The sequence below is a fragment of the Mesorhizobium sp. WSM4310 genome (assembly GCF_007003935.1).
In the GTDB taxonomy this organism is placed as follows: Bacteria; Pseudomonadota; Alphaproteobacteria; order Rhizobiales; family Rhizobiaceae; genus Mesorhizobium.
The window spans coordinates 61,876-74,456 of sequence record NZ_VFTA01000021.1 but is presented as its reverse complement, the minus strand read 5'-3'; the positions used below and the strand labels follow the sequence as shown (position 1 = coordinate 74,456).

The following is a 12,581-nucleotide window of genomic DNA, read 5'->3' as shown; positions in this document are numbered from 1 at the left end:
GTCAATTGGGGACCCGCCATGGCTGGAAGCGAGCGCGCGAAGATGACGGCCGGCGAATGGTACTCTTGCCTCGATGACGAGCTGGAGGCGCTGCGTGCCCTCGCGCGCGACGCGGTGTTCGAGCACAATTGCCTGCCGCCAAGGCAGCGCGGCAATCTCGGGCCGGACCTCAAGGCATTGCTCGGCGGCGTGGGCGAGGGCGCCCGCATCGAGGCGCCGTTCCACTGCGCCTATGGCTTCAACATCGTTCTCGGCGATGGCGTCTTCCTCAACGCCGGCTGCACCATCCTCGACACGGCAAGCGTGCGCATCGGCAAGGGAACGCTGCTTGGCCCCAATGTGCAGATCTATTGCGCCGAGCACCACAGGCAAGCCGCGGGCCGACAGGCGGGGCTGGAGATCGCCAGGCCGGTCGAGATCGGCGCCCATGCCTGGATCGGCGGCAGCGCGGTCATCCTTGGCGGCGTCAGCATCGGCGAGGGCGCCATCGTCGGCGCCGGCGCGGTGGTGACGCGTGATGTGCCTGCAAACGAGACGGTGGTCGGCAATCCGGCGCGGCCGGTCAAGCGTGACTGAATTTCCGCCGCAAGCAATCAGGCCTGCGCCATCCGTTCTTCCTGGTCAATCCGCTGGGAGAATTCGCGCCGATACTGCGCCGGCGATGTCCTCAGCCTTGCGGCGAAATGCTGGCGCAGCGAGGTGGCGCTGCCGAAGCCGGCCTCGAAGGCCACGATGTCCATCGATTTTTCCGTCGCTTCCAGCAGCCGCTGCGCCAGTTCGATGCGCTGGCTGGTCAGCCAATCGCCAAAACTGGTGCCGATCGATTTCTGGAAGCGGCGGGTGAAGGTACGCCGCGTCAGACCGGCGGCCTCGGCGACGCTGTCGAGGCTGTGCGCCTCGCCGAGCGTGGCGCGCACCGCGTCAAGCGCTTGGGTGAAGCGATCGGCATTCGCGCTCTTTGCCACGGGGCGTTCGATGAACTGCGCCTGCCCGCCCTGCCTGTGCGGTGAGAGCACGACGTGCCGGGCGAGCCGCAGTGCCGCTTCCGCGCCATAGCGGGCGCGCACGATATGCAGGCAGCAATCCAGCCCGGCGGCGACACCGGCGGAGGTGACGATGTCGCCATCGTCGACATAGAGCACGTCGGCATCGACCGAGATGTCGGGGTGCAGGGCGCGCAGCTGGTCCGTATAGGCCCAGTGCGTGGTCGCCTTCCGGCCTGAAAGCAGGCCGGCGGCGGCAATGGCAAAGGTGCCGAGGCACAGGCCGACGATCAGCGCGCCGCGCCGGTGCGCGCGACCGAGCGCTTCGTCGAGCGGCCCGGCCAGCGGGGCTTCGAGATCCTTCCAGCTCGGGATGATGATGATGTCGGCATCGTCGAGCGCGGACAGACTGTGCGGGACAAGGATGCTCAGCCCGGCATCGGTCCGGATCATGCCTTGCTCGACCCCGCAGACGCGGAAGTCGAAGCGCGGCAGGCCGAGCCTCGTGCGGTCGGCGCCGAACACCAGGCAAGGCACGGAAAGGTGGAACGGGCTGATGCCGTCGAAGGCGAGGGCGGCAATGATCGGGGCGGTCATGGGCATTTCCGGTTCGAAAGCTGGATTGTCCCAATTCTTTCGAATGATGTCAATCGGGCCACTTTCGATCACTCCTGAAGCCGCTTATTTTCGGCTCATCGCATTCAAGCCGGAAGGAAAGCACCATGTCTGCCCCAGCCAAAACCACGCCACGCCGCGCGCTCATCGTCATCGACGTCCAGAACGACTATGATGGCGGCAATCTGGCCATCCAGCATCCGCCGTTCCGCGACAGCGTCGTCAATGTAGCACGCACCATGGATGCGGCTGCCGCCGCCGGCATCAAGGTCGTGGTCGTCAAGCAGATGGCGCCGGAGAGCTCGCCGATCTTCGCCAAGGGTAGCCACGGCGGCGAACTGCATCCCGAGGTCGCGAGGCGAAGCCGCGACCATTATGTCGAAAAGACGCTGCCGTCGGCCTTCACCGGCACCGACCTCGAGGCGTGGCTACGGGCCAATGCCATCGATACGCTCACGGTCGTCGGCTACATGACGCATAATTGCGACCTGTCGACCATCATCCATGCGGTGCATATGGGCTTCGCCGTCGAGTTCCTGTCGGATGCCACCGGCTCGGTGCCCTATGCCAACAGCGCCGGCTATGCCTCGGCCGAGGAGATCCACCGCGTCGTCACGATCATCCTGCAGTCACGTTTCGCGGCCGTACTGAAGACCGCCGAATGGGTCGACTGCCTGAAGACCGGCGCCTTGCCGGAACGCGACACGATCTACGCCTCCAACCAGCGGGCGCTAGCGCGCAACGCGGCGTAGGACCACTCCGCAAACGGAAAGGGGCCGCCCTTTCCGTTTGGGATTTGAAGATTCTAGAACAGGCCTTCGATCTGGCCGACCTCGTTGAGGAAGATCTTTTCCGAGGACGGCGCCTTGGGCAGGCCGGGCATGGTCATGACCTCGCCGCAGATGATGACGACGAAGCCTGCGCCCGCCGAAAGCCTGACCTCGCGCACCGGCACGGTGTGGCCGGTCGGCGCGCCGCGCAGGTTCGGGTCGGTCGAGAAGGAGTACTGGGTCTTGGCCATGCAGACCGGGAGGTTGCCGTAGCCGGCCTGCTCCCAGGCGTGCAACTGATCGCGCACCGACTTGTCGGCGATCGCTTCCGAGCCGCGATAGATGCGCTGGACGATGGTGTTGATCTTCTCGAACAGCGGCATGGCGTCGGGATAGAGCGGCGCGAATTGCGAGGCGCCGGATTCGGCCAGCGCCACCACCTTGTTGGCGAGTTCCTCGATGCCGGCCGAGCCGTTGGCCCAGTGCTTGCACAGGATCGCCTCTTCGCCCATCGAAGCGACATAGTCCTTCATCGCCTGGATTTCGGCGTCGGTGTCGGAATAGAAGTGGTTGATGGCAACCACCGCCGGCACGCCGAACTGGCGGATGTTCTCGATGTGGCGGCCAAGGTTGGCGCAGCCCTTCTTCACCGCCTCGATGTTTTCCTTGCCGAGGTCTTCCTTCTTGACGCCGCCGTTCATCTTCATGGCGCGCACGGTGGCGACGATGACGGCCGCCGCCGGCTTCAGGCCGGCCTTGCGGCACTTGATGTCGAAGAACTTTTCCGCGCCGAGATCGGCGCCGAAGCCGGCTTCGGTGACGACATAGTCGGCAAGCTTGAGCGCCGTCGTGGTGGCGACGACCGAGTTGCAGCCATGCGCGATGTTGGCGAACGGGCCGCCATGCACGAAGGCCGGGTTGTTTTCCAGAGTCTGCACCAGGTTCGGCTGCATGGCGTCCTTGAGCAGCACGGCCATGGCGCCGTCGGCCTTGAGGTCGCGGGCATAGACCGGCGACTTGTCACGGCGATAGGCGACGATGATGTCGCCGAGGCGCTTCTCGAGGTCCTTGAGGTCGGTCGACAGGCACAGGATGGCCATGACTTCCGAGGCGACGGTGATGTCGAAGCCGCCCTCGCGCGGAAAGCCGTTGGCGACGCCGCCGAGCGAACAGATCATCTCGCGCAGCGCGCGGTCGTTCATGTCCATGACGCGGCGCCAGACGACGCGGCGGGTGTCGATGCCGAGCTCATTGCCCCAGTAGATGTGGTTGTCGATCAGCGCCGACAAAAGGTTGTGCGCCGTGGTGATGGCGTGGAAGTCGCCGGTGAAGTGGAGGTTCATGTCCTCCATCGGCACGACCTGTGCGTAGCCGCCGCCGGCTGCACCGCCCTTGACGCCGAAATTCGGGCCGAGCGAGGCTTCGCGGATGCAGACGATTGCCTTCTTGCCGATGCGGTTCAGGCCGTCGCCGAGACCGACCGTGGTGGTGGTCTTGCCTTCGCCGGCGGGCGTCGGGTTGATGGCGGTGACGAGGATCAGCCTGCCGTCCTTGTTGCCCTTCACCGATTTGATAAACTCGGCGGAAATCTTGGCTTTGTCGTGGCCGTAGGGCAAAAGGTGTTCGGTTGGAATGCCGATCTTCTGGCCGATCTCCTGGATCTGCTTCTTCTTGGCGCCGCGCGCGATCTCGATGTCGGACTTCACTTCGGCCATGACGGCTTTCCTCTGGATTGGACTGTGGAGGGGACGGGTTTGATCTCACTGGCAGGCAGGTTGGAACCGGGCGCGGGCTGTTTTAACCCTGTCGCTGCCGCGGCGTCAACTTGCATGCAACTATGTTTCCTATGAAGAAAATTCCTCTGCGGACCGGCCGACCTGTTCTCGGGTTCTTTTCGGCTCCGTTGCCGCGCCGTATAGAAGCCAGAGGACGCGCCGTTCCGCCGTCTCAAAACAGCCGCACAATGCACGGAATGCGACAGAGGCGACGGCGCAAATTCGCCATCGCCAGGCTAAAGCGCATCGCGCTTTAGCCTTTTGTTCTTATGCATGTCGTTCGCCCAAAACCGGGGCCACTTTCGGGCGACATGCACTGCGACCGGCGAACGCTATTGCGTCAGCACGTTGCTGATTTCGACCATGTTGGAGCGCACGCGCAGGATGTAGAAGCCCATTGTCGTCAGGTGCGTCGGCAGCAGCCAGCCATCCTCGCGGCCATTGGCGATGATGAAGGGCTGGATACGCAGGGCCGAGACGAATTGCGCGTCCATCGTGTCCCACAGGCTCTGCAGGTGCTTTTCCTTGATGACGTCCTCGAAGTCGGCCTGCGCGCCCTTCATCAGGCCGTAATAGGCATAGAGCTGGCCATAGGCGAACCAGTAGCGGTCGTCGGCGCGGGTGTCGAACCAGCCATTGTTGTGGTTCTCGGCGCGTTCCTTGAGGATGGCGGAAGTCGAGCCGATGTCCGATGCGATGCGGTCGATATACTGCTTCAGATTGTCGGCGCGGGCATCGAAAGTGGCCTGGCAGGTGGCGAGGCGGGCATTGAACGAGCGCAGCTTGCGCACCGCGTCGCGATAATAGCTCGGGGTCGGTGTCTTCGGGCCGAACGGGCTGACGCCGAAATACCAGGTGTATTCGTCGAACTGCAGATTGCCGCGCGCATCCTGCAGATCGGCATCGATCTGCGAAGTCGTGCGCACGCGGCCGAGATTGTCGGCGAGCTCGGTCGCCGTGCGCCGCACAGCCTGGTTGATGCCGCGCTGGAAGGACGCCTTGTTGTCCATCCACGGCGTGTTGTCCCAGTCGATGCCGAACAGGCCGAGCTTGTAGAGGATCATCGACGAGATCCAGGCATTCTGGTTGACGTTGAAGTCGGTCAGGTCCGCCGCGATCTGGGCAATGCCGGAATTGCCGCAGGTCTTTGCCGTGTCGGTGCCAGTGCCGGCGGCCACCTGCTCGCCGGCGGAAACATTGCGCTTCTCGAAAGTGTAGGTGTCAGGATAGTTCGAGTTGAAATTGTTCCACCACTGGGTGGCATAGAAGAAGTTGGCGTAGAGGCCGATCAGCACCAGCAGGGCCAGGCCGAGCACGGCCTTGAGGATCCAGCCGCGCTGCGTGTACCAGCGGCCGGCCCATAGGAACGGCCACAGGATGGCGCCGATCAGAAGGCCGATGCCGCGGCCGATCCACTGAAAAATCCTGACGAAGAAGTTCACGATCGGATCGAGCATGGCTGTGTCACCCCCTCAAAGCATGATGCCAAAAAGTTGCAGACTTTTTGGATAACATCATGTGCTAAAACAATAAGTTAGAACAAAATGACAGCTCGTTTCGTTCTAGTCGGTCAGGCCGTAGAGGCGTGTGCGAAACGCCACCTTGTCCTTCAAATATGTGGTTTTCAGAACGTCCACAACATGCGATCTCCAGGCGTCGCTGAAGCCGTCATAGTCCTTGTAGAAGCCCTGCTTGTTGAAGATGTAGCGCGAGACAAAGTCGGTCGGCACGAAATCCGAGATCAGCCGGTTGGTCAGCCAGGCGTCGGGATGGTCCGGCTTGGCGCGCACCACCAGGAAGCGCTGCTGCGGGAACACATCCTCGATCTTGAGATGGCCAAGCTGGGCGATCTCGCGCTTGGCGGCGTTGAGGAAGGGGAAATTGCCGTCCTTGGTAATCAGGTCGGCATGGCTCTGGATCCAGGTCTGCAGCCAGACCTTGTCGACATCGGTCAGATTGCGGTTGGGCTCGGCGTCACGGATCAGCGCGCGCACCACCATCTCGGCGCGGTGCTCGAGATAGCCGGACGTTTCTATCCATGAGGCGCGGGGCAGTTCGATGCGGCCGGTGCTGGCCAGGAACTTGAAGACCTTGTCGGCGTCGTTGATCGAGAGATAGCTTACCTGCCACGGCCGCGAGCGGCGAAAGCCCGGGGCCGCCGGATCGCTGATCACCGTCGTCATGTCGGGATCGACGAACACGTAGAGCCCGCCGAAATGGCTGGTCCAGTAGGCATTGTGGCGGAAGATAACCTGGTCTGGCACCAGCGCGTTCTCGCGGATGTCGCCGCAGATTTTCGCCAATTCCACCATGCGGGTCAGCATGGCGTTGTCGCGCCAGGCGTCGGGCTCCTGCTTCAGCCGGTCGACAAGCTTGCCGAGTTCAGCGGCCTTGCCCAGCACATCCTCGGCCGACAGAACCTTGAACTCGACCTGGTTGATCGACAGCAGGTCCTCGATGTCGTTGACCTTGGGAACCGAATCCTCGATCTCGCCGTAGATGACGTCCTTGATGGTCAGCGCGTCGATGGCGCGCTGGTTCTTGGACATGAACTCGAACATCAGCTGCGAGGTGTTGGAGAAGGCCGTGTGCACCACCGGCAGGTCGATCTGCGACGGCGTCAGGATGATGAAGCGGCGATTGACCTCGTTGGGGTCGAGATAGTCAGGGTCGCCGCATTCGTCGGCGATCTCGGGCGAGAAGCCGGTGCGGTCGATCTGGAAGCTCTTCAGCTTGGTCGGAGGCAGGCCGAATGCGGCCAGCGCCTTGTTGTAACGCTGGATGAGATGCGGCTCGTCGACGGTGAGCAGACGGCCGTAGATGAGTTCGTTGTCGCGCAAGAGGTCGGGTTTTTTGCTCACCTTTCCTTCTCCCCGTTCACGGGGAGAAGGTGCCCGAAGGGCGGATGAGGGGCGCGAGCCTTCCTTCTCCCCTTGTGGGAGAAGGTGGATCGGCGCGACAGCGCCGAGTCGGTTGAGGGGTGTTCCAGCGGAGTGAGACGTTGGCTTTCCCTGGAACACCCCTCATCCGTCGCCTTCGGCGACACCGTCCGGGGGCGAGCCGCTTGTCTCGTGCCGTCCTTCGGACCCCACAAGGGGAGAAGGGAAGGCTGGCGTGCCTCATGCATTCCACATGCCCTTCTTCTTCATCTCCTCCATCTCGCGCGCCGCCCGCTCGCGCAGCCGCGCGTCGCGCAGCAGCTTTTCCACGGCGGCGTGGTCGGACTTGTCGGAATAGCGGAACTCTGAATCGGCGTAGCGGTTGATCTCCTGCATGACCATGTCCAGAGAGAACGGACCGCGCAGTTCCTCGATCATGGCTTTCTTCTCGTCATAGCTCTTGTGCATGAAGGCTTCCGGCTTTTCGAACCAGTCGTCGGGAAGCTCGATGTCCATGGCGCGCATCTTGATGGCGTCGGTGACGTTCTTGATGGCGCGGCCGGTGAAGCGCGGCTCGGCGTCCTTGATCAGGTGCAGGTAGGTGCCGATATCGGCCATTGTCTTGGGCGCGCCATTCTCCTTCATGTAGCGCTCATAGACCTTCATCAGGCCGTCCTCCTGCGGCTTTTCGTGCTCCTCATAAGCCTCCTCGACAGCGCGCTGGATTTCCTGTCCGGCGTAAAGCTCGTGCTTGCCCAGAGGGATTTCGTGGTTCTTGCCGGCGAGCAGCACGAAGATGTCGATATAGTCGTCGCGGGTCTGCGGGCCGTCGACCAGCCAGCGGGCACCGGCGCGCTGGCGCAGCGCGTCGTCGACATTTTCGGGATAGTTGGAGAACATGCCGAAGGAGCAGTTGCCGCGCACCACGGTTGACGCGCCGGCGAAGGCATCCATCAGGACGCCGGTGATCTCCTGCTGGCCGGCCGAGGCGCGGTCGTCGGAGCGGCGCGCCGCCACCTGGTCGATATCGTCTATGGTGCCGAAGCCGATGACGCGCGGGTTCAAGACATTGTTGATGAACTGGCGGCAGTTCTGGCCCGATTTGCCCTGATAGGACGAGATCTGGTCGACGCCGAAATTCTCATAGGCGAAGGGATAGCCGGCGACCTGGCAGTAACCATTGACGAGACCGGCGATCATCTGGATCAAAGTCGTCTTGCCGGTGCCGGGCGCACCGTCGCCGATGAAGGTGAACAGGAAGCCGCCGAGTTCGACGAACGGGTTCAGCTCGCGCTCGAAATCATAGGCCATCAGCATCTTGGCGAGCTTGACCGACTGGTATTTGGCGATGTGGTTGCCGACGACCTCTTCCGGCTTCTTGAAGGTCATCACCAGCGGCTTCGACCGCTTGCCGGGGGCGACGTCGAAGCCGTCGAGGGTGAAGTCGTCGGCATCGATGCGGATATGGGCGTTCTCGAACGGGCCGATGCCGTCGAAGCGGCCTTTTCTGGCCAGCAGTCCGTCAATGGCGACGCGGGCGAAGGCGCGGGCCCTGGTCGCCAGGTCGGCATCGTCCTTCGAGCCCGCGATCGCCTTGTCGAGGCCGGCGAGGATCGACTTCACCGCATCCTGCGGCGTGTCGAAAAGGAAGTCGGGTTCGGGGATGTCGTTGGGCGCCTCGCCGTCGCTGTCGATCAGCTGGAACAGGTAGGATGCCAGGCTGAAGGCCGAGATATAGGCCGAGGCGGAGAGAAGCTTCTTGAAGGTCGACGCCTCGTCGCCCTCGAGCGGGGCGCGGGCGTTCTTCGCCTGCAGGCTTTCGAGGTCGGAGCCTTCGGCGAAGACATCCGATATGGCGAGCGCGATCGCCGTACCGCGCCGCGCGCGAAACAGAAGCGTGTGCTGCGGAATGGTGAGCAACTGGTCGTCGGGATGGACGGCGCCGACGGTCTTCGACAGCTCGACCTCGCGCGTGCGACGCACCGAGCCGACCGAGACGGTGGAGACGAAGCGGCGATTGGTGCCGGCCAGTGCCGTGCTGGACTCACGCGACGGGTCTTCCAGCACGACGATGCGGGTGATGAAGCTCTGCGCTGTGGCGCGGTGCTTCTCGATCGCCGCTTCCGGGATGGTGGTCAGGCCGGTGTCCATGAAGTGTGCTCCGTGGTGTTACGGTCAGACGTCTGAAATGACCTGTCCGTTGGACAGGATGTGGACCTTGTAGCCGCCAAAGATCTTCTGTGCTTCGCCGGCGGCGTAGAGCGCCTGGTAGGCCTCGTGCGGGATCAGCGCGTGGTTCTCGTAGCTGGACACGCCCTGGCGCGCGGCTTCCAAATCGTCGGTGTTGATGAAGAATTCCTGCGTCGTCTTCTCGCTGGAAAACAGCCCCTTGCGGCCGGGCTTCTCGCCCTTGGAATAGACCTCCTGGATGGTCCAGGTCAGCAGCCAGGCGTTTTCCGGCTTGCGCACCTTGGCCAGCACTTCGGTCACCGTCGAATTGTTGTCGGTAATGCCCGCGGAATAGAAGGGGCCGAGCACGACGCGGCGCAACTGCTTGGGGTGCAGCGGCTCGAAATCCTTGTCGAGGTTTACGGCAATCGTCGCCGGCGACAGCGTGTAGGCGGAGTTCTTCTCGGTGAAATCGTCGAAACGGTGGGCGAGCTCGGGATTGAGCAGGCCGTCGACCGGCAGCGGGATGTCGACCTTGTCGTTGAGCTTGCCGTTCCGGTCGACGAGCTGGCGGACCATGTTCTCCGAGGAATCCTCTACCGTCACCATGTAGACCAGCGGCAGGTTGGCACTGCCGTCGAAGGTCGCCCAATGGACGAGATAGTAGGGCAATGCCGTCTTCGGATTGACCGACACCTTGGCCGTCTGCGCCAGCGTGAACGGCCCAAAAGTCTGCTCGCTCCTGACGTCCTCGAGATAGAGCCGCTCGGCCATCGACTTCTGCAGCGCCTCGGGGAATTCCTTGTGGCGCAGGATGAAGTCGGCCATCTCCTCGCGCAGCTCGCCGGCCAGCGGGATGTTGGCAAGGCGCGCATCGGCCTGGCGGCGGTCGTTTTCCAGTTCGAGCAGGTTCTGGAACACCGGGAAGCCGCTTTCGGCGCGCGAAATGCGGAACGTGTCCATGAAGCCCAGCCGGTTGCGCCAGCAGCCAAAAGACTTGTCGAGCCGGGCGATGTATTCGGCAACGATCTTGGCGACGATGCCGTGCCGGTAAAGCGGCGAGCGGTCGTCGCGCATGAACACTTCAAGGCCGCTGAGCGCGGCCGTGATTGCCGAGAAATACCGCGCCGCCGCGTCGTTTTCGGGGGTCATTCTGTCAGCCCTGGGATTGTCGCACCGGTGCGCGCGGCAATTTATGACTGCACGTAGTTGGCCGAATTGTGCTTCTTCAGCACCTCGTCGAAGCGCCGGGCAAAGGCATCGTCGGCGAGCTTCTTGCGGCGCTGGATATCGGCGCTGGCCACCATGTTCTTCTCGTGCATTTCGAGCAGGTCGCCAATGTGCTTCTGCGAAGCGGCGCCGATGCCGGCCATGGTTTCTTCCGCCGTGTTGTCGACCTGGCTGCCCAGCGTGTTGATCTTGTGGGCGACGTCCTGCTGCGCGGCGGTCTTCAGCGAATCTTCCAGCGCCTTATAGAGCACGATGCGCTGCTCGGTATCGATGGTCAGCTTGTTGATCAGCGTCGACTGCGCGGCGATCTGGTTGTTGAGCGAATCGACGAAGGTCTGGAACATCGAGGTGTAGCGCTCGAGCGTCTGGCTTTCGGCCAGCAGTTCCTGCTCCTTGGCCTGCTTCTCGTTGTATTCGGTGGCGAGCTTGGAGCGTTCGCCCTCAAGCTGGGTGCGGTCCTTCTGGCTTGTCGAGGCGGCGATCTTGTTTTCGATGTCGAGCAGCATGGGGTTGAGTTCCTCGATGCGTTTCTGCACGGCTTCGAGGTTCGACATGGTGGTCTTGCGGCGCTCGATGACCTGCGACAGGCTGGCCTCGGAGGTCTTGTAGCGCTGGTCGAGAACCTCCTTCTGCGCCTTCAGGATGCCGACGATGGTGTCGGACTTGGCCAGAAGTTCCTGCAGATTGCCGGCCAGCGACATGTTGCGGACGCGGTCGGTGCGCATGCGCTGCTTGCGCTGGCTGGAGAAGACACCGACGAAGTTCTCCCAGCCGGTGTAGTTCTTCATGCTCTCGAACTCGGCGCCGAAGACGTTGGTGGCATCCTCGAGGCCGATGATCAGGTCGGCAATGTTGCCTTCCATCACCTTCTGCTGCTTCAGCACGTCCTCGATGCGGGCGTTCTCGATGTCGAAATTGGCGTCGCCGATCTTCTTGTCAGCGGTGGCAAGCGTGTCGAGCACGGTGCCGGACTGCTCGATCTTGGTGCGCATGTCCTGGACGACCTGCTTGGTCTTGGCAATTTCGGCATCGAAATTCTGCAATGTCGCCATAGGGGCCTCCCGCTTCGGCTTCCGGTCGCTGGTTGCGAACAGCGGCGAATATATGTGGGGCATCCGGGGATTGAAAGACGTGAAGACAAGGGCCGTGTGAAAACAAAAGAATCCGCCAAGGCCTTGAAAGACAATGCAGGTGGGGTCATGGCGTGATTAGCCGGTCAGTCGGGACTAGTTCAGCTGTCATTGAACTTTCATGCCGGCAAGACAGTCAGCCCCCGCCGACGCGGAAATGCTGAATTCGGCAGGGGATTGAACCGGTTGCAGGCAAACACATCAGTGCGGCCGCACCGCACAGACGCCACTCAGGGCTTCGGATCGGCCTTCAGATAGGCGATGACATTGGCAATGTCGTCATCATTCGTCAGGCCACCAAAAGCCATTTTGTTGCCGGGAACTTTGAGCTTAGGGCCCCTGAGATACTCGGTGAGATTTGCCTCGTCCCAGACGAGACCGGCCGCGCCCGCACTCTTCATGGCTTCGGAATAATGGCCAAGGAAGCTTTCCGCGGTGCCTGCGGCGCGGCCGACGACACCCTTGAGATGCGGGCCAACCTTGTCGCGGTCGGTGGCCGCCTCATGGCAGGCCATGCAGCGGTTGAAGACGTGCTTGCCCTGCACGGGGTCGCCGCCGGCATGGGCGGCAATGGAGGTGGCAATGAGAAGAAGGCTGGCTGAGGAAACGGCTCGAAGCATGGCTGACCCCGGAGAGCTCTGGCTGACGGCGTTATAGGACCGAGGCCTTAACAAACGCTGCATCGTGGCGAGTGGAGACGGTCGTACCTGCTCGCGCCTTTCGCCGGCATCGGCCAGCATGTTCCCGCTCATGCATGGAGTTGGCTGGTCAGCATCGGCGTGCTGCACACCGGCATTGCCTATGTGCTGATGAACTCGGCCTTTCCGCGCCTGACGACGCCGGTGATCGGCATCATCACCTTCATCTATCCGGTCGTTGCCATCATCATCATCGACTGGGCGGTCTACGGGCATCCGCTCGGGCCGGCGCAGGCCGCCGGCATGGCGCCGATCGCCGTGGCGACGCTTGGTGTCCGGCTGGGCTGGCGGTTTCCGCTGAGGCGTGTTTCTGCGGCCTGACGCGGGTCGCA

At 62.7% G+C, this 12,581-nt stretch carries 11 protein-coding genes; 3 read left to right on the top strand and 8 right to left on the bottom strand.

Annotated features, from left to right (window positions below):
- Positions 1-18 precede the first annotated feature (18 nt).
- Positions 19-576 (top strand): sugar O-acetyltransferase, encoded by a 558-nt coding sequence (locus FJV80_RS21800; protein ID WP_095792764.1) that lies wholly within the window; start codon positions 19-21, stop codon positions 574-576.
- A 17-nt stretch (positions 577-593) separates the two neighbouring features.
- On the opposite strand, the gene FJV80_RS21795 is transcribed toward FJV80_RS21800, so the two are convergent.
- The gene (locus FJV80_RS21795) at positions 594-1,580 is read right to left on the bottom strand and encodes a helix-turn-helix domain-containing protein (RefSeq protein WP_142877379.1); all 987 of its coding nucleotides are present in this window, start codon (positions 1,578-1,580) and stop codon (positions 594-596) included.
- A gap of 125 nt (positions 1,581-1,705) precedes the next feature.
- Here FJV80_RS21795 and FJV80_RS21790 point away from each other — a divergent pair, with 125 nt between their 5' ends.
- Entirely contained in the window at positions 1,706-2,350 is a 645-nt protein-coding gene (locus FJV80_RS21790) for a cysteine hydrolase family protein (RefSeq protein ID WP_095792765.1), read from the top strand.
- A gap of 53 nt (positions 2,351-2,403) precedes the next feature.
- Here the strand turns inward: FJV80_RS21790 and FJV80_RS21785 are convergent, their stop codons facing one another.
- The 7 genes from FJV80_RS21785 to FJV80_RS21755 all read right to left on the bottom strand — a co-directional run bounded on the left by FJV80_RS21785 (position 2,404) and on the right by FJV80_RS21755 (position 12,171).
- A complete protein-coding gene (locus FJV80_RS21785) occupies positions 2,404-4,083 on the bottom strand; it encodes a formate--tetrahydrofolate ligase (protein WP_095773491.1) in 1,680 nt (559 codons plus the stop codon).
- A 392-nt stretch (positions 4,084-4,475) separates the two neighbouring features.
- Positions 4,476-5,600 carry a DUF2333 family protein gene (locus FJV80_RS21780; RefSeq protein ID WP_142877378.1) on the bottom strand — a complete coding sequence of 375 codons (1,125 nt, stop codon included), beginning with the start codon at positions 5,598-5,600 and terminating at the stop codon, positions 4,476-4,478.
- A gap of 105 nt (positions 5,601-5,705) precedes the next feature.
- Positions 5,706-7,004 (bottom strand): DUF6638 family protein, encoded by a 1,299-nt coding sequence (locus tag FJV80_RS21775; protein WP_095773493.1) that lies wholly within the window; start codon positions 7,002-7,004, stop codon positions 5,706-5,708.
- Between the two features lie 258 nt (positions 7,005-7,262).
- On the bottom strand, positions 7,263-9,173 hold the full coding sequence (locus FJV80_RS21770; RefSeq protein WP_142877377.1) for an ATP-binding protein: 1,911 nt from the start codon (positions 9,171-9,173) through the stop codon (positions 7,263-7,265).
- Positions 9,174-9,197: 24 nt separating this feature from the next.
- Positions 9,198-10,343 carry a hypothetical protein gene (locus tag FJV80_RS21765; protein WP_095792768.1) on the bottom strand — a complete coding sequence of 382 codons (1,146 nt, stop codon included), beginning with the start codon at positions 10,341-10,343 and terminating at the stop codon, positions 9,198-9,200.
- Between the two features lie 41 nt (positions 10,344-10,384).
- On the bottom strand, positions 10,385-11,473 hold the full coding sequence (locus FJV80_RS21760; protein WP_095773710.1) for a hypothetical protein: 1,089 nt from the start codon (positions 11,471-11,473) through the stop codon (positions 10,385-10,387).
- A gap of 308 nt (positions 11,474-11,781) precedes the next feature.
- Complete coding sequence (locus tag FJV80_RS21755) at positions 11,782-12,171, bottom strand: cytochrome c family protein (protein ID WP_142877412.1); 390 nt, start codon at positions 12,169-12,171, stop codon at positions 11,782-11,784.
- A 57-nt stretch (positions 12,172-12,228) separates the two neighbouring features.
- Here FJV80_RS21755 and FJV80_RS21750 point away from each other — a divergent pair, with 57 nt between their 5' ends.
- Positions 12,229-12,570: an EamA family transporter gene (locus tag FJV80_RS21750; protein ID WP_348629128.1), complete on the top strand. Its 342-nt coding sequence runs from the start codon at positions 12,229-12,231 to the stop codon at positions 12,568-12,570.
- Positions 12,571-12,581: the final 11 nt, after the last annotated feature.

What these genes read in the sequence shown, in the direction of transcription:
- FJV80_RS21800 (WP_095792764.1), top strand. Translation starts at nt 19, where the DNA reads ATGGCTGGAAGCGAGCGCGCGAAGATGACGGCCGGCGAATGGTACTCT.
- FJV80_RS21795 (WP_142877379.1), bottom strand. Translation starts at nt 1,580, where the DNA reads ATGACCGCCCCGATCATTGCCGCCCTCGCCTTCGACGGCATCAGCCCG.
- FJV80_RS21790 (WP_095792765.1), top strand. Translation starts at nt 1,706, where the DNA reads ATGTCTGCCCCAGCCAAAACCACGCCACGCCGCGCGCTCATCGTCATC.
- FJV80_RS21785 (WP_095773491.1), bottom strand. Translation starts at nt 4,083, where the DNA reads ATGGCCGAAGTGAAGTCCGACATCGAGATCGCGCGCGGCGCCAAGAAG.
- FJV80_RS21780 (WP_142877378.1), bottom strand. Translation starts at nt 5,600, where the DNA reads ATGCTCGATCCGATCGTGAACTTCTTCGTCAGGATTTTTCAGTGGATC.
- FJV80_RS21770 (WP_142877377.1), bottom strand. Translation starts at nt 9,173, where the DNA reads ATGGACACCGGCCTGACCACCATCCCGGAAGCGGCGATCGAGAAGCAC.
- FJV80_RS21765 (WP_095792768.1), bottom strand. Translation starts at nt 10,343, where the DNA reads ATGACCCCCGAAAACGACGCGGCGGCGCGGTATTTCTCGGCAATCACG.
- FJV80_RS21760 (WP_095773710.1), bottom strand. Translation starts at nt 11,473, where the DNA reads ATGGCGACATTGCAGAATTTCGATGCCGAAATTGCCAAGACCAAGCAG.
- FJV80_RS21755 (WP_142877412.1), bottom strand. Translation starts at nt 12,171, where the DNA reads ATGCTTCGAGCCGTTTCCTCAGCCAGCCTTCTTCTCATTGCCACCTCC.